Below are 18,402 nucleotides of genomic sequence, written 5' to 3' on the forward strand. Positions count from 1 at the left end.
GGGCGACCGCTACCTCGCCCTGCGGGTGACGGCTGCCGAGGCGGAACGCTTCAACCCGTTCGCGGCGCTCGTCCGCCTGCCGGGGCGTCGGGACCTGCGGCAGACCAGCCTCGCGGCGGTCGCGACCCCGGCCGGCGATCCGGATCCCGGCTACTACGTGCTGGCCTACCGGGCGCCGCGGGCGAGCGCCGAGGACCTGATGGATCACACGAGATTTTTAGCCATCCTGGCTCAACCAGTGTTTAAAGGCTACGGGGTTTATGCGAGATAAATATCCAGAATTTGATCCGCCGACTGCTGAAGAAATAGAAGATCTTTGGCAATCTGCGTTCATCGTACCAGACTCAAGCGCTCTACTAAGTTTGTTTGAATATGAGGCAACTGCAGCAGCAGAAATTATACTTGCATTTGAAGCGCTTCGTGACAGGTTATTTCTATTACATCAAGTTGGAATCGAGTTCTACCGCAATCACGAAAGAGTTAAGGAGGGAGGTGCCAAGCAATTTGGTACCGTACTATCATACATCAATAAACTTGAGGAAACGCTTTTAGCTCCCTCTAATAGCATCGAAGGAAAGATAAAAAATCCTCTGCTTGATCTAAAGAAATATAAAGACGAGCTGAAAAGAACTATTGCAAGTCTCCGTGATATGCATAAAAATGATTTAGACGAGTATGAAAACAAGGCAAAGCAAGAGCACGTACTTATTTTACGAAAAATCGAAGGCCTATTTGGTCAGCATGTTAAAACACAATTAGATATTGATAAAGTTTCCATAGCTGCAGAAAGGCGTTTTAATCTGCGAATACCGCCGGGATATATGGACAAAGATAAGGGTAAAAATAACTTTGGCGACCTTGTTGTTTGGTTTGAGATGATAGCTCTCTCAGGGCACCTTAGAATGCCCATTATATTTATAACCAATGATGAAAAAGAGGATTGGTGGGCCACCAAGGGCGCAATAGTCGAAATGCCACGGCCTGAACTAATTAAAGAATTTAGATCAAAAACAGGCAAAAATTTTTGGATGTATAAACTACGCGCATTTCTGGAGGTCGCTCATGCAAGAAAACTGATCAATATTAAAGGATCTACACTTACAGAAATAAAAAACAAAGACATCGATAGTAAAAAGCAGCGACTAGAGCGCCTTAAAAATTTTCTTGCTGTGTACGAGGTTAAGTCTGCTGAAGCGAGTGCAAAGTTCTATGCCTCGCTGGGAGACGACTCGAATAATTCAGGGGAACTGCATCATAAGAAGGCCAATCTGGAGTATCTTGTTGATAATGCAAGAACAGATATTCGTTATACTCAAGATTATATAGAGGCCATGATGGCCGATGAAGAGCCTAGCGGTCAAGAGAAGTACTTTAATGGAAGGCGCACCAATCCGATTTCAGACAATATGCTCTTGCACCCCGAATTAGACTGATTTATTCAATTCGCAGTATACAAATATCATTGATCTTTCAAGACCATGCCTATCTTGAAAGATTGGTATATAATAAAATTGCTCTTAAAATCGAGTAGTCCACCAGCGGTTGATCGAATAATTCAGGAAATCTGTTCGCTTGTGAACTTTGTTTACTTAAGGCGCAGTTCAACGTCCGCTTACTACTCCAAAGCAGACCGTGCACGTTCCATGGAATGCGCACTAGCTAAGCTAATATCCCGATCCACCGTTGTCTTTCTGCTCACGACCGACCGCGCATACTCGACAGGGCCGGTCACGCTTCTAGCATGAGGCTGAAGCCGACCACTCTCTTATCGACGAGATGAGAGAACCAGCCGTCTCAGCAGCTCTGAAAATGCGGCTGCGAGCATCCAATATAAGCAGGCTTTGAGACTAGCCTTAGCCAAAATTATATTTTACTGCATTTAAATAGAAATTCTACACATTCGTATCTACGATTATCCGCAACGTAGTCAAGCGGCACGATGGGTGCTAAGCAGTCGCGTTTGTAACATAGGAAGTTGGCGAATGACTGTCATGCATACAACGATCTGGAGCGCATCTTCCAGCTTTGGTCTGGATAATGCTGCTAGTATGGCCTGGAAGCTCTACCGCGAATACCAACGATACCTCAACGCAAATGAAACTGATGATCGGCGGGACGCTGCTATCAACGGCGCCATCACTGCGTGGCACATGTGCGAGTGGGTATGGACGGGAATTACCAGTCACGACCGACATAGCGTAAACATAAAAGCATTCCTTGGTGTCAGAGGTCGTTCGATGGAGTTAGGGGATATTCAAGACTGGGCGGAGAGGGAATGCTCTTCAGTCCAAATCTGTAGATCAATTTGCAACGGGTCTAAGCACGTGATCTCGGACTTGTCTATGCAAGCGGAGATGAGCACGCCAGACCCTGCCGAGCGCGAGCGCGGCAAACAATTGATCGCTCGCGCCATCATCAAACACTCGGACGGATCTGCAACTGATATGAAGCAAGTACTATTGGATGTTGTCGATTTTTGGGGTCGGCAAGTTACAAATCAATCTGCTATGCGGTAGACTCTATGTTATTTGATTATAATAGCGATAGATTGTCTTGCATATAATTACTAGCCGCTTGCTCTCAAGCAGCCCACCACACCATATGGACCCCCTAAAGATTAAATTTCTAGCCTGATCTAGCGAACGGCGACGCAAAAGCACAACCAATATACATCGTTACGCCGGCAAATAGCCGCGTCGTACCCACAAGAGATCGTGCACAATTATGGGATTGTGCATGGAACCCAACCTACTGTGCTCGCGCTTCATTTTTCGTGGGAAATCCCTGTGCACGGATGAGGCATAATTTACGGCTACGCCCGCGTCTCCACGGACGATCGGAGCCTGGCAGCACAGGCCGAGCGCCTGACGGGGGAGGGTGCACAAAGGACGTCGAGAGACCTCCAGCGAGTTGCGTGCGGACCGCGCCGCGCTCAAGCGAGCAATTGACCACCTTGTCGAGGGCGACGTGCCGATCGTCACCCGCCTCGATCGCCTTGCCCGGTTGATACGCGACCTCCTCAACGTCTTGGAGGAGATCACAGGGCGCGGCCCAGGCTTCCGCTCCCTAGCGGATGCCTGGGCCGACACGACCACGGCGCACGGCCGGCTCATGTTGATTATCCTCGGGGTGGCTGGTCGAGTTCGAGTATGAGTTGATCCGGGCCCGGACAGGGGAGAGGCTCAAGCGGGCACCGGAACCGAGCATCCGATCCGGCCCGAAGCACAAGCTCATGCTTCATCAGCGCAGGGAGGCCGTGGCACGGCGCGATGCCGGTCAGAGCCGCGCCGATGTTAGCCGGAGCTTTAACGTCAGCCTTAGCACGATCTCTCGGCTCAAAGCCGAAGCATGAGGCGCCGCTCAGGTGCGCGACCGCAAGCCTGTGCGCCCGTCGCTACCCTCGACGCCGATCGCAGCGCGACACGTCCGGCCATACTGGTTCGGCTGCCGGGTGCCTGCCGCCTGCTGATGACCGCACGTCTGGGTCAGGCGGAGATACACGTCGTAGAGGTCGGCGTGCTCGCCGAACCGCTGCCGGAGGCGAGCCAGGTCGTAGGTGCCGCGCCGCTTGCACGGCGGGCACTCGACGACGAGTCGGCGCCCGCGTAAGTCACACAGGCGCTCCATCAGCCGGCCACCGCGATCGGCCGCTCGCCGACCTGCGTCGTGTAGCGCGGCGTGCGCATCTCGAACTTCGTGCTCCAGGACCGCCTCTCCACGAGGCCTGCGCGGGCGGGGACGACGCTGCCGCGGCCGAAGCGGGCGTTGCAGGCGTCGATCGCCGCCATCAGCGGCCCGGAGCGCGCGCGGTCGAGCTGCCCGATCAGGGCGCGCGGGCTGGCGTCGAGCCGCATCAGATCCGTGGTGACGATCCCGGCCTTGCTGAACCGCCAGGGCCGGACGCCGGGCTCGCGCCAGATCTTCGCGACGCCGAGCCGGGCCGCCCTGATCAGGGCCAGCGTGTCGTTCGTCGCCTCCGACAACGCCACCGTGGTCGATACCGAGCGCATCGGCGCGCCGCGGTCGTGCTCGCTGGTATGCCCGACCGGGCTGGGTCGGCGGGGGGGCGATGGGAAAGAAGACGACGTTCGTGGTCAGACCTTCGTGGTGAAGCGCAAGCGCTTGGTGCCCTGCGACCGCGAGGTGGTGCGGACCGAGAGCGGGGCGCTGAAGAAGGCGCAGGCCATGGCTGGCCGGATGCCCAGCACTGCGGCGCCGAAGGTGGTAGCTTGCGACTGTCACGATGGTGTGCCGGGCGGCGCTGCGCGATCCCGTTCTGCTGTCGGCGCACTACCGCTCGCGGAAGCCGGGCTGGCCGCGCCGGATCAACGAGCCGAGCGCGGCGTGAGGCGGCGCTCCTGATCGCTGAGGAGACGGTCATGACGAAGCCCCTGCTCTTCTTCGAGACCGTTGTCATCCCGAACATCCATGCTGTGGAGGCCGCGCCAGACGACATGCGCTTGGTCGTCAACGCGATCCTCACTCTCGACGCTCTTGTGGGCATCCTGCTCGAGCATCTACGCGCCGCAGGGCACCCCGAGGTTGCCGATCTGAAGGGCGACGAAGGGTTCCGGGACCGTCTTGCTGGACGCTGTCCCGGCTACGCTGCTATCCGCGACGCCTCCGCCGCGCTGAAGCACGGAGCGCTGACCTACGGGAAGAAGGCTCGGGTCATCCGCATGCCCGATCAGATCCAGTCGACAGAAAACGTCCTCGGCCTGTTCGCCATCGACGATGAAATCGGGGGGCACATCGCCGTCTTATGCCTGGAGGGCGGCGTTGATGCCGTGCGCGTCGACGACGCGATGGCAGCAACGTGCCGAGAGGTCCTGCCGCTTTTGCGTTGGGCGCCGGCATCATGAGCTTTCCTACCGGGCAGCACTTCATCCCGAAAATGCTGCAGAAGCGGTTCGCCGATGCTGCCGGCATGTTGTGGGTGTACGACCGGCGCTGGCCGGAACGCGGCTACTTTCGCAGCGCACCGGCCGGCATCTTCAAGGAGCGCCACCTCTACACGGTGACAGGTCCCGATGGAGCGCCGAGCGATCTCGTCGAGCGCACGCTCGGAGCGGTCGAGAATGCGGCAGACCCTGTCATCGATCGCATCGTGAAGCACGTCCATGCGGGCGGTGGCTGGGATCTCACCGAAGACGAGCGGGCGATCCTCCTCCTATTCCTCCACGTTCAACTCAAGCGATGCCCAGAGTTCTTCCGGGGCCTGTCGTTCGATGCCCCCATGCGCGACCTCGCCGAGCAGTCGATCGCCACATGGGAGGGTATCCACGGCGCCATACAGCCAGAAGAACGCGAGCGGCACCTGTCGCCGAGCAGCTTGGCAGATTTCGAACGCTCCGCTCGGATGGGAGCGCTGATGTCACTTTCCCCGACCATCGTGGAAGCACTGGACGCACGGGGTCTATCGATTGCTCGCATCACCCGGCCTGACCGACGCTTCATCCTGGCCAGCTACCCAGTGGTTCGCCTCATGTCCCGGAGCGGGCGGCGGGATCTCGGCGACCCCGATGTAGAGCTTTGGCTACCAATTGCACCGGATGTGGCGATCGGGTCCTATGGCGTCCGACACCTTAATCAGGTCATCGGGATTGCGCACGATGCGTCCATCCGGAAGGTGAACGGTGAACTCGCACACCTGAGCAACACGATCGCCTCCTCGTCTCGGGATCTGCTGCGATCGCTGGTCCGGCGCCTACCACCGCGATCCTGACCCGCACGGCGGCGGAGGCCTCCGACGGTTCGGCCCCGCCCCGATCTGCTCATGGGACGGGGGAACCCCGGATCTCACCAGCGTGGGCCGATACGCGACGCGGCCCTGATGCAGGATGCCGCGCCGCGGTTAAGCCGGCACCTGCGCAGGACGATCGCCCCTGTGCCAGGACGGGGCGCCGAGCGGCGTCAGGCCGGCTTGGCGGTCCGATCTCCGCCCCACCACCCTGCCCGCCGATCCACGTCACTTCGCCGGCTGCGTTCGCACGGTCAGCTTGTTCCCATCAGGATCGCGCAGGTAGGCCACGAACGACCCGTTGGGGCGCTCGGCTGGCGGGCTCTCGATCGCGGTGCCGCCATGCGCGTTGCCGGCCTCGTGCCAGGCAAGGACGTGATCGCGGCTCGCGGCGGCGATGCCTATGGTCCCGCCGTTGGCCGCGGTCGCCGGCTTGCCGTCGATCGGCGTCGTGACCATCAGCCGGCCGCCATCATAGACGTAGATCAGCCGACCCCTGGCATCCATCTCACCGGGCTTGCCGCCCAACGCGGCGAACGTGGCGTCGTAGAAGGCCTGGGCCCGCGCCAGGTCGTTGCTGCCGATCATGACGTGAGTGAACATGCTTCGTCTCCACAAGGCGGCCGGCAGAGATAGCTTCTGCCGAGCGCGGAGACGAGCGGCTGAACGGCATGACGGCCGCCCGGAAGCCCCGGACCGCAGGGTCGGCCGGGGCATCGACTGTCATTCTTCTGGGCGAGGCATAAAGACCTGCTTGCCGTTCCAGCCGCAACCGACCGTGCTAAGGACCAAGGCGGCTCTGCGCTGAGCTTCTGAGCCCGCCTGGCGCTGAGCTTCGGGATCGTTCAGTGCTCCATGAGCCTCGATAGCCCGGTCGTGGAAGTTGGCGCCGTCGTTGCCCTCGACGTTGGCGAGCGGGATCGCGTTGCGGGGAAGGTCGGCATCGGCCGCCTTCACAGCCAGCTCGGCCTCGGCTGCAACACGGAGAAGCGAGACCAGATCTCCGGCGAGCTGGGGGTACATCTCCGCGAGTGCCCGGCGAGCATCGTCGGCCTGGGCGCGAGCGGCCTCGTAGCGCTCGACACGGGCGAACTCGGCATCGCGAGCCCGGGCCTCGACCTCCTTCTCGCTGAAGGCCTTACAGAGCGCCTGCGCCTGGTCGAGCCGTACCGCGGCCACACGGCGAGCGGCATCGAGGGCAACGGCATCGGCCGTGAAGTCGAGCAAGCCGCGGCTGTATTCGTCCTCTGCGGCCCGGACATCCGGCGCTGGCTTGGCCATGCTTCCCGGTCCCGGCTGACCGCGTGCCGGTGGCGCGATTGACCGAGGTGTTCCGGCAGGCAGCCGAGAGCCGGATCATCGTCAACGCCCACCGCATCAATCAGGGCCAGATGCCGGAGCGGCCACAGCCGGGCGAGAAGGTCGACTTCTACCTGATCGAGATCGACGATCCTGACGTCGGTGTCGCTAAGCTGATCGAGGTCGTGACCAAGCGCATCCCGCGCTCGTTCGGTCTTGATCCGATCCGCGACGTACAGGTCCTGACGCCGATGCTGCGTGGCTCGCTTGGATCGCGCAACCTCAACCACGAGCTCCAGCGCGTGCTCAATCCGAACCCGGCTCAGCAGATCGAGCGCTTTGGCTGGCGCTTCGCCCCCGGCGACCGGGTCATGGAGACCCAGAACAACTACGACCGCGACGTCTTCAACGGCGATCTGGGCATGGTGGCGCGCATCGACGAGGAGGACGGCGCGGTCGTGGTCACCTTCGACGGGCGGGAAGTCGTCTACCCCTACGGCGAGCTCGACACGCTGGTACCGGCCTTCGCCACCACGATCCACAAGAGCCAGAGCTCGGAGTATCCCGCAGTGGTGATCCCGATCGTGACACAGCACTTCAACATGCTGGCTAGGAACCTCCTCTACACCGGCGTCACCCGCGGCAAGCAGCTCGTCGTGCTGATCGGTCAGCGCAAGGCGATCGGCATGGCAGTTCGAGGTGGCAGTGTGAAGCGACGCTGGACGAAGCTACGGGAATGGCTGGCTGGGCCAAATCAGGTGCCATCGCTACGCGATCCACGAGCAACCTCCATTATACCGGCGTCTGGCAGCGGCCGCTGAAGCTGCAATGCCCCCTCCGCCGGCGCCTTCAAGCCACGTGCGCCACTCCTCCGGCGTGGTCAGCAGAAGCCCTACGACGCACAGCAGCAAGCGCGGTTCGAACAGGTCAGGCGGCCGCGCTTCTGTCGACGACCGCCTTACCGGCAGCACTCAAACAAGCATCCACGCCGTCGCGTAGCGAAGAAACATAGGCATCCGCCCCAACCTGCCGGCCGAGCGCAGCATTGGTGAGAACCTCTTCTCCGACGGGCCACAGGCCGACTAGCACGGGTACGCCGGGCGCCCGTCGTTTCAGCCGCTCCAGCAGGTAGCGCAGGTGCGATGGGTTCCCGGTGATGTCGAGGTAGGAGATGCAGATCATCGCTACGCCGGAGAGTTCGAGCTCGCGGATGCCCTCGCGCGAGGCGGATTGATAGGGCGTCACGCGCGCGCCGAGCCCGTGCTTGCGCAGTAGCTGCGCCAACATCGCCGAGGAGGCCTCATCGAGCGGGCCGCGTCCGGCAAGGCACAACACCGGCGCCTCGCCGCGCCACGCCTCTGGGAGTGCATCCCGCGGCGGGGCCTGGGCCGGCACCGCCTCGGTCTTCGTGTGCGTCCTCTCGGCCAGCGTCGGGGTGTCGGACGGATTGACCGCCTTGGCATCGACGGCCGGCTCAACGTCGTCGTGGCCTTCGAAATCCTCGACTAGCGAACGGGCGGAAGCGCGGATGTTTTCCAGTTGGGCGGGGGTAACGACCCCGCGCGCGAAGTCGTTGGCGGCGAGCTACAGGCCCTTCAGCGCCACCTCATCATAGTACGAGGACAGCGAGCGATCCTTCAGCATGCCTTCGGCCACCTCCCGTACCTCGTCCGGGTCACCGGCGAGCATGCGTTGGTAGAAGTTCTCCACCGGGGTGAGTGGCGGGCGGTCACCGAGCAAAACGTCGAAGAACTCCAAGCTGTCGACGTGACGGCCGAGCACAACGAGGCAAACGGTGAACGGGGTGGCCAGGATCAAGCCGATGGGACCCCAGAGGAAGCCCCAGAACAAGGTCGAGACGATCACCGCGAAGGGCGAGAGCCCGGTCGAGTGACCGTACAGCAGCGGCTCGATCACCTGCCCGAAGATCGGCTCGGCGATCAGGAAGAGCGCCGCAGTCGCGATGACCATCGACCAGCCCGGGTCCACCGCGGCTGCCAGGGCGACCGGGAAAACTCCTGAGATGAAAGCGCCGATGTAAGGCACGAAGCGCATCAGCGCCGAGAACACGCCCCACAGGAGGGGGTTGGGCACGCCGATGATCCAAAGGCCGACGCCGACGATGACGCCGAAAGCGGCGTTCATGCCGAGCTGGGCGAGGAAATAGGTGCCGAGCCGGCCCGCGGCATCGTCCATCGCCACCGTCGTGCGGTGCAGGTCGCTCGACCCGAACAGGCGGATCATCCGGTTGCGCAAGTCCTCGCGCTGGAGCAGCAGGAACACCACCACGACGAGCACGATGCCGACCGTGGTCAGGGGCTCGAAGATTGGGCCAAGCACCTTCTCAGCCAGCGCCAACGGGGAGATCTCAGGTTCCTGGACGCGGACCAACTGAGCCTTCGGCGTGTCGCCCGCGGGGCCTGTCGCGGCCGTGGTCCCTGCGGCATCCGCCTTTTGAGTGGCGTCGTGAACCTCTTGGCTGAACTTCGCGATGACCTTGTTGGCCTCGCCGAGCCAACCCTGCTGAAGCCCAGCGAACTTCTTTTGCACGGTGGCCTGGTATTGCGGCAGGTTGCCGGCAAGCCCCGCGACCTGGGTTCCGATGACCGCGCCGATGCCACCGATGACGCCGAGTGCCAGCAGCACCGCGACGATAACGGAAGGCACGCGTCCAAGCTTGATCCGACGAAGGAGGTTGACTACCGGGGCCAGGACGAAGCTGAGAAGCACCGCCAGCACCAGGGGGATGAACACCTCGCGACCGAAGTACAGGGCGGCCACCAGCACCACGCCGACCGCAAGGGTCAGGAGCCCGCGCAAACCCGGGACAAGGGGCGGCGGTACCTGGGCAGGCGGCTTCGGAGCTTCGGTCGCGCTGGTCGGCATACGGCGGTTTCCTGGAAGCCCGACGCGATCGCAGGGCGCACCGCCGTCAACGCCAGTGACGAGATTTCGTCCCGTATCCTTTATACCCCAGGCCTTGAGGCCCGGTGGCCCACGCGATGATGGCGTTGGTTGATCGGGCTTAGTCCTCCACCGCGACCGGTAGCTCGCTGACCTGCGTCGTGTAGCGCGGCGTGCGCATCTCGAACTTCGTGCTCCACGTCCGCTTCTCGACGAGCCCAGCGCGGGCCGGAACGACGCTGCCGCGGCCGAAGCGGGCGTTGCAGGCGTCGATCGCCGGCATCAGCGGACCGGAGAGCGCGCGGTCGAGCTGCCCGATCAGGGCGCGTGGGCTGGCGTCGAGCAGCATCAGGTCCGTAGTGACGATCCCGGCCTTGCTGAACCGCCACGGCCGGGCGCCAGGCTCGCGCCAGGTCTTCGCGACGCCAAGCCGCGCTGCCTTGATCAGAGCGAGCGTGTCGTTCGTCGCCTCCGGCAGCGTCACGGTGGTCGAGACCGAGCGCATCGGCGCGCCGAGATCGCCTGCTCTGCCATGGCCCGCCCCAAGGAAACGGCACGCGACAGCGAGTGCTCACGTTGGGTTTCACTTTCGCGCGCAGAGGCTCGAAACACGACCTGCGGCATGATGCACACGGTCGGCATCAGACACCTTTTTCGGCGCCCATTACCAGAACACTTAACCTCTCACGCCTCAGCTGAAGTGGCGAGGTGACGATGAATGCAATTTTTAGCTGTGTTGCAGCCTTCCACAACGAGAAACTTCTGTTGCTCGCCGGAGCGGTATGCATCGTAGGTATTTATGCTTCGTCCGCCATTGCGGCTCATGCCGCACGCTCCGAGGGGGTGCTGCGGCGCAAGTGGGGCATCGTCAGTATCGTCGCCGCCGGTTGTACGGCTTGGGCGACGCACATGATCGCCCTACTCGCCTATCAGCCTGGCATGCTGGCTGGCTTCGAGCCCGTCCTCACGGCGATCTCGCTCTTCCTCGTGATCGGCGGGATCGGCGTTGGGGTCGGTCTATCCATCGGCCAGCGTGCCCGATCACGTCGCTTCGTGGCCGGTGTGATCCTGGGCTCGGGGGTCACGGCCCTGCATTACGTCGGACAATCTGCATATCGGGTGACCGGGCACGTCGGATGGGATTGGTATTTCATCGTCCCGTCCGTCGCTATCAGCCTTGGCCTGTTCGGCGTCGCGATGGTTGCGGCCGGCGAACGCAATCGCGCCCTACGTCGTTTCGCTGGCCCATTGCTCTTCGGTTCGATTGTCGTCCTTCACCTTGCTGGGATGACCGCGATCGCCATCGTCTACGATCCGACGGTGGCGCTTCCTGCCACCGCGATCGCCCCCGAGACGATCGCGCCGATCATCGCCCTCGTCTCGTTCGGTCTGCTCAGCCTTGCTTTCTTTGGCCTGCGTTCGGCACTGAACGCGCGAGCGCAGATGCGCCGGGACAGCGCGCGCCTACGGGAGCTGGCGAGCCTCGCCCTCGAAGGCCTGGCTGTCTGCGACGGCGAGACGATCACCACGGCAAACCGCAGCCTCGAACAGATGGCTGGTCTGAGCCAGGCACAGTTGGTCGGGCGCAACCTGAAGCGACTGCTGCCTGGTCTCGTCTTGGCCGAGTTGCCGGAGCACGAGGAACGCGAGGTCGAGCTCGTCGATGCCGAGGGCGGGTATGTTCCCGTCCGCGTCGTGCGGAAGGACATCTCGCTGGGGCACCAGCGCCAGACCGTGATCGCTTTCCGCGACCAGCGCGAACGCCTGCGCTCGGAGGCACGGCTGCGCACACTCGCTTTCACCGACACCATCACCGGATTGCCCAATCGGGCACGGTTCAGCGATCTGCTGGATCACCATGCCGCCGCCGTGCGCAACGGTGGAGACGGCTTCGCGGTGCTGATGCTCGACCTCGATCGCTTCAAGTTCGTGAACGATACCCTCGGCCACGGCATGGGCGACGAGCTCCTACGCAAGGTCGCTGCGCGTCTGCGCTCGATGGTCGCCGAAACGAACGTGGTCGCGCGTCTTGGCGGCGACGAGTTCGCTATCCTGCTCTTGGATCTTCCCGACGTCGATCACGTGCGGGCCGTCGCCGCAGCTCTCGTCAACGCCATCGACCGTGCCTTCTTGCTCGACGGGCAGCTCGTCCATATCGGCGTAAGCATCGGTGTCGCGATCGCCCCCCTGGACGGCACCCAGCCCGAAGAGCTTCTGCGAAACGCCGACTTCGCCCTGTACAAGGCCAAGGGCGAAGGCAAAGGAACCTTCAGCCTCTTCGAGCTGGAGCTTGCTGAACGGATGCTGGCGCGCACGCGCATGGCGGCCGACATGCGCCGCGCCTTGGACACCGGCGAGTTCGAAGTTCATTACCAGCCCCTTGTCGATGCTGGGACGGGCACGGTCACTGCAGCCGAAGCCCTGGTTCGTTGGCGTCATCCCGAACGCGGCCTGATTCCACCCGTCGAGTTCATCCCCCTGGCCGAAGAGACCGGTCTGATCCTCCCGTTGGGCGCCTGGGTGCTGCGCACGGCCTGCACGCAGGCGATGACTTGGGCGAACACGATTAAGGTTGCCGTCAACCTCTCGCCCGTTCAGTTTCGCGACGACCGCCTCGCGGAGACGGTCGCCTCCGTCCTCGATCAGACCGGCCTTTCGGCGGAACGGCTGGAGCTTGAGATCACGGAAGGCGTCATGCTCGACGACGAGGATCGCACGCTCTCAATGCTGAAACGACTTAAGACGCTCGGCGTCAGCCTCGCTATGGACGATTTCGGCACAGGGTACTCCTCACTGAGCTACCTGCGTCGCTTTCCCTTCTCCAAGATCAAGATCGACCGCTCGTTCGTTCGCTTGCTACCGGAGGATCCAGAGAGCGCGGCGATCGTGCGGGCCATCATCACCATGGGGACGTGCCTCGGAATGACGACCACCGTGGAAGGCGTGGAGACCGCGGAACAGTACGCGTTCGTCGCTGCGGCCGACTGCACGCAGGTCCAGGGCTATCACGTCAGCCGCCCCCTCCCGTACGTGGACTTCCTTAGCTTCCTCGACGGCATGAAGGCCGCCGCTTAGGTATCAGCAGCCCCGAAGCGGGCTCCTTCGCAGAAGGGCGCTGCGATGATTAACGCGTTGATCCCGGCCGCGATCCGCGCGACCGCCTCGTCCCGCAGACGTTGGAGCACAGCGGTCGAGCCGGAGGTTCCGAGCACCGGCAGGTCGCCTCCTGGATGCTCGGCGGCTCGGCACCACATCGCACCCAGCCCTAGGCAGATGTCGCGCTTGGTCGGCCAGTCCGGATCGACCGTCGAGAGGGTACCGTTCGCTCGGGCAATCGGCCGGTCTCAGCCGCTTTAAGGGGGCACGGCTCGTTGGAGAAAGACCGCTCCGTTCAGAGCAGCCTGTCGCCGCCCGTCCAGCTCCGGAGGATCTGGCCGAGAGCCTATAGGGTGGATGACGCAGCAGACTGCTTGATCCCCGCCGCCCGGACCGATCACAGGTCGGCGGGGGAAAGTGTCGAAGCCTTATGAAGACTTTTGGGCGAGGTAGGCTTGTGTGATGTTCGGCAAGTTGCTGCCGAGCCAGTCGCCCATCTCCTGCTCTTCCTTCATCGATTGCTCTAGAACCGACTTGTCGTCGCTCGCTCCTGCTGCATCAGCCAGTACGAGCAACACCTTATAGGAGCTGATCTCGTAGGCCTTGAAGCCGATCGCCGCGAGGACGTTCTTCAGAACCTCGTCGTCGGAGCCGGCGTGGATGAACCCAGCAACGGTCGCGACGGCACCCGTCACGGCCTGCTTAATGACCGACTTGCTCGATCCATGCTTGGCGAGAAGATCATCAAGGCGAGCGGCCTGCGTGACCGATCGCTCATGATCCGCTTTCATCTTCGCATACAGATCCGGGTAGGGCTCCATCCGAGGCATCTCGTTCTGAAGCGTTCCAACGGCCTGCATCTCAACCGCGTGCTGATTGCGGAGGCCATTGAGGTAGACATCCATCGCAGCTTTGACGTTGCTCATGTGCTGATCCCTGACTAGCGGCGCGTTTGGTACGCCCGACAATTTCATGGACAGCACATCTCGCCGTGGCAGATGCATTCAACCGGATGGAGTGACGCAGGACAGTGACAGCGACGACGGTTCGGCCCCGTCCCGATCCGCTCACGGGGCGGGGGAACCCCGGATCTCACCAGCGAGGCCGATACGCGTTACATGGCCCAGTTGTAGGATGGCGGCGCTTGGTTAGGATCTCATCACCGTGACGGGCACCGTGATGTGCCGGAACGGGGCTCTGAGCGGCGTTAGGCCGTCTCAGCGACCTTCTTACGCCCGCGTACTTTCGGAGCCGCCTCGGACGCTCCTCCGGTCTTGGGCTTCCGACCACGGGTCTTGGGCGCCTTAGCGACCGTCTCATCGGCAATGGCAGCCACGGGGGCCGCTTTACGCCGTTGCTGGCCGAGGCCGAGAGCGCGGGCCAGCTCGGAGCGCCTGGCGGAGTAGTTGGCAGAGGTCGATGGGTAGTCGGCCGGCAGGCCGTAGCGCGCCCGGTATTCTTCGAACGTCAGGCCGTTGCCCGTCAGGTGGCGCTTCAAGGTCTGATAGGTCTTGCCGTCGATGAAGCTGACCAAACCCTCAGGGCGGATCGACTTCTTGACCTGGGCCGGTGTCGGCTTCTCAGGCCCGGCAGGCTCGGCAACCGCCCCATTGCTGAGACCGGACAAGGAGGCATGCACGCTGGCAATGATCTTTGGAAGCTCCGACGCCGGCACGCTGTTGTTCGACACGTAGGCAGCGACAAGGTTGGCAGCGAGTTCCATGAAGTTGTTCGATTGAGCTTCGAATTGTTCGTCCACGACGATCCCTTCCATAAAGTGGATCTATTGCTCTATCCCCACCAAAGCTCCGTCAAGACACATGCGGTGGAAACGCACTGCCAAATGCTGATACAAATCTGACACACGAGCGATTTTGAATTCGTTGCCGATTTATGGAGCAACCTGTTGCAGATGGTTGCGGCGATACGGCTTCACGCCTTGAGGATCACCCTGAACCTGATGCTGCATAAGAAGTGGCTCGACTGGTCGGCTTGGACGGTCGAGATCTGCGATCCGTCCGGACGGCATGTGGTGTCGAGACCGTTCGCCGATGCCCTGACCATCCAGCAGCCGCGGCAGGTCTGAGGGAGCTACCGAGAAGGTACGTGGCAGGTAGCGCCTGACGCCACCCATTTCTCTGCTACCGTCCGATTACCAAACAGTGCGGGTGCACCAGCGGTCGTCGCGGGCGGCACGCTTTCCACCAACACCCTCACCATGTCGGCGCGTCTGCTCAGCATGACGGCCGGGGGCTCGCCGACGAGAGCCTTCCATCGCTTCACGAACTCCCCCTCCGATATACCGTCGAGGGTGTCCGGCTTAGCGGACGCGAGGTCGATTCGAGCACGATCGGACTGCGTCATGCTTCACCTACTCGGCGACCCTACGACAGGTTTCGCGGTAGGGGGGCGCTGGGAGGAGGGATCCGGTGGTTTGGTTATCCCGCATCCACCGAGTGAGTGCCGACGAGTCCCTGAATGGGTCGTAGACGAAGAGCAGCTCACGCGTTGAACCGCCTCGCACGTGCACCCATCGCCGCCGGCCCACATCCGGCGAGCCTCACAGCATCACATTGATGTGAATCACTTCGTCGCTTGAGTGGTCTACGCATTGTGGAAACGCAGCGTTGCTGTGAACTGATGCGGCGAGCTTAACCACTCGGATCTTAGCTGTCGAAGGACCGCAATTGGAAGTTGAACGCTTCGATGCATACCATCGCCTCTACGGCGGGGTCGCCGATCTGTCCCGGATCGGCGAAAGCTTCAAAGCCAAAGTTAACGTCATCCAGCTTCCGCGCATGATCCTGCACGAGAGGCGCGTAAGGGGCGTCGTGCAAAACCGGACCTGGGCGTGCGTTGGTCGTCATGGGTTTGACCACATCACGCTCCACCTCCTCCGAGCCGGCGATTTCGTATCCGGTCCACCGGGTGCCGAACATCGGCTACAGCCCGGCGAAATAGCCGTGCTGGATACGAGCCTCCCGCACGTATCGCAATTTAGAACCCATGCAGACATTGTGACGGTGCAGCTTGCGCGCGTCGATGTTGAGGAGGTGCTGCCCGATCTGACTGGAATCCACGGCGCCGTTCTATCGGCGGATGCCTGTCGACTGGTTGCCGGATTGCTGAGCTCGTTGACCCAGCCTTCTACGCCCTTGCCCGCCGATCCGACAGGGCACATCGCCTCTGCCACTATCAACCTACTCGGGCTGGCTCCTAAAGGCGTACCAGCATCAAACCGAACTCTCTCGACAGAAGCTGCGGATACTATACGACGTAGACGAGCTCAGGCATTCATCGCGGCGCAGCTATCAAACCCGAAACTCGATGCGGAGACGATAGCCGCCGGAATCGGCTCCTCGCGTTCAGTCCTCTACCGCTTGTTCAGCGTAGAGGGTGGAGTCAGACGCTTCATTCAACAGCAGCGGCTGAATGACCTACGTCGTGCTTTATCGAATTCGAATGAAGGGCGTGGTATCGGCAAATTAGTCTATGACTACGGCTTTAATAGCGACAGTCATTGTAACCGTGCTTTTGCCGCAACATTTGGCCTCCCGCCCGGACAGTATAGGATTGAGCTTAGGCGGGCTCGCACCAACGACAATATGCAGGCCGGCGTGGAGGATATCCTTCTTCGGTCGACAAGGACGCTTTACTAATACGCCTCCGACAATACCGCCCACTGCATCGTGAATGTCGTAGCACGCTGTCGATGAACGCGCGTCGCTTCGAGGCGATCGGCGACACCTGGATCCGGTACGGGAACCAGACCTACCGGCGGGATCGTCCAGGGTTGCCTGTTGGCGTGCCGGTGTGGCAGGCTGGGCGGTAGGGGGGCGGGCACGAAAAAGCCCGCCGCGGCTGATGCCGGGCGGGCTGAGGTAGGGAGGAACGAGGCTGAGGGGCCTCACCCTTCGGGCGGCGGATCTCGGGACGCGGCCAGGTCGCGCAAGACCCCGACCACCACCACGGCGAGGATGAAGCCGCACAGGGCCGCCATCCAGAGGTGGCCGGACGTGAAGGCGCCTTCGGGGCAGGATTCATGATCTCGGCGTCCCGCAGCGACCGCTGAAGCTGCAATGCCCCCTCCGCCGGCGCCTTCAGCCAAGTGCGCGATTCCTCGGGCGTGGTCAAAAGCACCGGCATCGCCTTTGAATGCACCGGCCCGACGACGCCGTTCGCCTCCGTCTTGAGGAAGGCGTAGAGCCGGTGTTCCTCCTCGACCGGCTCGTCGGGCTTCAGGTCGCGCACGCCCGTCATGAATCAGTCCGGTCACCGAGAGCCGTGCACGGTCGTCGGCTACATCCGGCGGCCGAACGCGTTCCGGGGCACTCCGGGAGCGGGTTTCTGCAACTCAAAGCCTACGCCGGTTCCTTGGCCAGCGCATCGAGGGCCTGACTAAGCCCGCGGAAGGAGAGCGGGATGGCGACGTCCTGACCGGCAGCGTTCTTGAAGGTGATGCGTCCGGGCTCAGCCGAGCCGCGCCAGCGGCGCAGCGCATCCTCGCGCACGCTCGCCTCCGCCACGCAGCCGCCGGGCAGGCAGCGGCGCCAGGCCAGCTCGAAGCCGGTCGTGTCCTTCTCGTCGGTCAGCACCCGCACGCTGCTCGGCAGGGCGACGTTGGGCGGCAGGATCGCGGTCACTTGTAGCGGCTCGCCCGCCGACACCCGGCCGATGGCGATCTGGGCGATTGGCTGAGCCTGACCTTGGACCTGCATGGTCTGGGCGGCCTCGCAGATCCGCACCGGCCGATCGCCGCCGCGCTGGCAGCGCAGCACCCAATCGCCGAAGCTCGCCGTGGTGCTGCCAGGCTCCGTCGGCACCGGGGCGGGCTTGGCCGGGACGGCAGGCGCGGGCTTGCCGGCCTGCGCGAGCGCGAAAGCGGCCGGGACCGCGGCGGTCGCGCTGCAGAGTAGGCCGAAGGCGAGGAGGCGGGGAACGATCGCAGGCATGACGGACTCGGCTGGTTCGAATGAGAACGGCCCGCGCAAAGGGATGCGCGGGCCGTGATGTGTCTGATGGTCCGGTCCTAGAACCGGACGTTGAAGTTGCCCTTGACGCCGTGGTCCTGGGCGCGGGGGCCGACCTGGCCGGTGTAGTTCAGCCCGATCGTGGCCGCCGAGGTCACCTGCCAGTCGAGGCCGGCCGAGGTCACCAGCGCGTCCCGGTCGATCGGCACGCCCGCGGCGGTGAAGCTTGGGCCGCCCGCGCCGAAGCTTAGAAGCGCCGCCGGCACCACGTCACCGAAGGCCCGGCGGTAGCCGATCAGGCCGCGGGCGACGAGCGGACGGTTGTCCCCGAACGCATCGCCGAGCACGAGCTGGCCCTGGATGCCGGCGGTGGCGGTCTGGATGTCGTAGCCG

Annotated in this window: 16 protein-coding genes and 6 pseudogenes; 12 read left to right on the plus strand and 10 right to left on the minus strand. The window is 62.5% G+C overall.

What is annotated here, in order from left to right; all coding sequences use genetic code 11:
* From MKK60_RS22735 to MKK60_RS22755, 5 genes are all read left to right on the plus strand, one after another.
* The coding region (locus MKK60_RS22735; RefSeq protein WP_243988681.1) for a CDP-diacylglycerol diphosphatase at positions 1-271 on the plus strand (271 nt) is incomplete at its 5' end.
* On the plus strand, positions 261-1,433 hold the full coding sequence (locus MKK60_RS22740) for a PIN-like domain-containing protein (protein WP_243988682.1): 1,173 nt from the start codon (positions 261-263) through the stop codon (positions 1,431-1,433). The genes MKK60_RS22735 and MKK60_RS22740, both read left to right, overlap by 11 nt.
* A gap of 549 nt (positions 1,434-1,982) precedes the next feature.
* Positions 1,983-2,516: a hypothetical protein gene (locus tag MKK60_RS22745; protein ID WP_243988683.1), complete on the plus strand. Its 534-nt coding sequence runs from the start codon at positions 1,983-1,985 to the stop codon at positions 2,514-2,516.
* A 361-nt stretch (positions 2,517-2,877) separates the two neighbouring features.
* Positions 2,878-3,153, plus strand: coding sequence for a recombinase family protein (locus tag MKK60_RS22750; protein WP_409567442.1), 276 nt, complete (start codon positions 2,878-2,880; stop codon positions 3,151-3,153).
* A gap of 79 nt (positions 3,154-3,232) precedes the next feature.
* Complete coding sequence (locus tag MKK60_RS22755; protein WP_243988684.1) at positions 3,233-3,352, plus strand: helix-turn-helix domain-containing protein; 120 nt, start codon at positions 3,233-3,235, stop codon at positions 3,350-3,352.
* Positions 3,353-3,626: 274 nt separating this feature from the next.
* Here the strand turns inward: MKK60_RS22755 and MKK60_RS22760 are convergent.
* Positions 3,627-4,040 (minus strand): annotated as a pseudogene (locus MKK60_RS22760) (DUF4113 domain-containing protein); the annotation flags it as partial.
* A 29-nt stretch (positions 4,041-4,069) separates the two neighbouring features.
* Here MKK60_RS22760 and MKK60_RS22765 point away from each other — a divergent pair.
* From MKK60_RS22765 to MKK60_RS22775, 3 genes and pseudogenes are all read left to right on the plus strand, one after another.
* Positions 4,070-4,362 (plus strand): annotated as a pseudogene (locus MKK60_RS22765) (hypothetical protein).
* A 17-nt stretch (positions 4,363-4,379) separates the two neighbouring features.
* A complete protein-coding gene (locus MKK60_RS22770) occupies positions 4,380-4,862 on the plus strand; it encodes a hypothetical protein (RefSeq protein ID WP_243988685.1) in 483 nt (160 codons plus the stop codon).
* The gene (locus MKK60_RS22775; protein WP_147841250.1) at positions 4,859-5,725 is read left to right on the plus strand and encodes a DUF4238 domain-containing protein; all 867 of its coding nucleotides are present in this window, start codon (positions 4,859-4,861) and stop codon (positions 5,723-5,725) included. The genes MKK60_RS22770 and MKK60_RS22775 overlap by 4 nt, the downstream gene beginning before the upstream one ends.
* 243 nt (positions 5,726-5,968) lie before the next feature.
* On the opposite strand, the gene MKK60_RS22780 is transcribed toward MKK60_RS22775, so the two are convergent.
* Positions 5,969-6,343, minus strand: a complete 375-nt coding sequence (locus MKK60_RS22780; RefSeq protein WP_147841249.1) for a VOC family protein — start codon at positions 6,341-6,343, stop codon at positions 5,969-5,971.
* A gap of 120 nt (positions 6,344-6,463) precedes the next feature.
* Positions 6,464-7,021, minus strand: a complete 558-nt coding sequence (locus tag MKK60_RS22785; protein WP_147841248.1) for a hypothetical protein — start codon at positions 7,019-7,021, stop codon at positions 6,464-6,466.
* 20 nt (positions 7,022-7,041) lie between these two features.
* Here MKK60_RS22785 and MKK60_RS22790 point away from each other — a divergent pair.
* Positions 7,042-7,860 (plus strand): annotated as a pseudogene (locus MKK60_RS22790) (ATP-dependent RecD-like DNA helicase); the annotation flags it as partial.
* Between the two features lie 106 nt (positions 7,861-7,966).
* Here MKK60_RS22790 and MKK60_RS22800 read toward each other — a convergent pair.
* Both MKK60_RS22800 and MKK60_RS22805 read right to left on the minus strand, forming a co-directional pair.
* Positions 7,967-9,925, minus strand: a pseudogene (locus MKK60_RS22800) (AI-2E family transporter).
* Between the two features lie 139 nt (positions 9,926-10,064).
* Positions 10,065-10,463: pseudogene (locus MKK60_RS22805) on the minus strand (DUF4113 domain-containing protein); the annotation flags it as partial.
* Between the two features lie 194 nt (positions 10,464-10,657).
* Here MKK60_RS22805 and MKK60_RS22810 point away from each other — a divergent pair.
* Positions 10,658-13,018 (plus strand): EAL domain-containing protein, encoded by a 2,361-nt coding sequence (locus MKK60_RS22810; RefSeq protein ID WP_243988693.1) that lies wholly within the window; start codon positions 10,658-10,660, stop codon positions 13,016-13,018.
* Between the two features lie 449 nt (positions 13,019-13,467).
* Here the strand turns inward: MKK60_RS22810 and MKK60_RS22815 are convergent, their stop codons facing one another.
* On the minus strand, positions 13,468-13,965 hold the full coding sequence (locus MKK60_RS22815; protein WP_243988686.1) for a DUF892 family protein: 498 nt from the start codon (positions 13,963-13,965) through the stop codon (positions 13,468-13,470).
* A gap of 281 nt (positions 13,966-14,246) precedes the next feature.
* Complete coding sequence (locus MKK60_RS22820; protein ID WP_243988687.1) at positions 14,247-14,813, minus strand: MucR family transcriptional regulator; 567 nt, start codon at positions 14,811-14,813, stop codon at positions 14,247-14,249.
* Between the two features lie 132 nt (positions 14,814-14,945).
* On the opposite strand from MKK60_RS22820, the gene MKK60_RS22825 reads away from it, so the two are divergent.
* Positions 14,946-15,125 carry a hypothetical protein gene (locus MKK60_RS22825; RefSeq protein ID WP_243988688.1) on the plus strand — a complete coding sequence of 60 codons (180 nt, stop codon included), beginning with the start codon at positions 14,946-14,948 and terminating at the stop codon, positions 15,123-15,125.
* A 601-nt stretch (positions 15,126-15,726) separates the two neighbouring features.
* Positions 15,727-16,698: a helix-turn-helix domain-containing protein gene (locus tag MKK60_RS22830; protein WP_243988689.1), complete on the plus strand. Its 972-nt coding sequence runs from the start codon at positions 15,727-15,729 to the stop codon at positions 16,696-16,698.
* Positions 16,699-17,089: 391 nt separating this feature from the next.
* Here the strand turns inward: MKK60_RS22830 and MKK60_RS22835 are convergent.
* The 3 genes and pseudogenes from MKK60_RS22835 to MKK60_RS22845 form a co-directional block, all read right to left on the minus strand.
* Positions 17,090-17,296 (minus strand): annotated as a pseudogene (locus MKK60_RS22835) (SOS response-associated peptidase); the annotation flags it as partial.
* Between the two features lie 104 nt (positions 17,297-17,400).
* Positions 17,401-17,991 (minus strand): invasion associated locus B family protein, encoded by a 591-nt coding sequence (locus MKK60_RS22840; protein WP_243988690.1) that lies wholly within the window; start codon positions 17,989-17,991, stop codon positions 17,401-17,403.
* A gap of 77 nt (positions 17,992-18,068) precedes the next feature.
* Positions 18,069-18,402, minus strand: a 334-nt coding sequence (locus MKK60_RS22845) for an autotransporter domain-containing protein (RefSeq protein ID WP_243988691.1), incomplete at its 5' end; no start/stop codon positions are given.

Origin of the sequence: Methylobacterium sp. J-092 (assembly GCF_022829325.1) — a bacterium.
Lineage (GTDB): Bacteria > Pseudomonadota > Alphaproteobacteria > Rhizobiales > Beijerinckiaceae > Methylobacterium.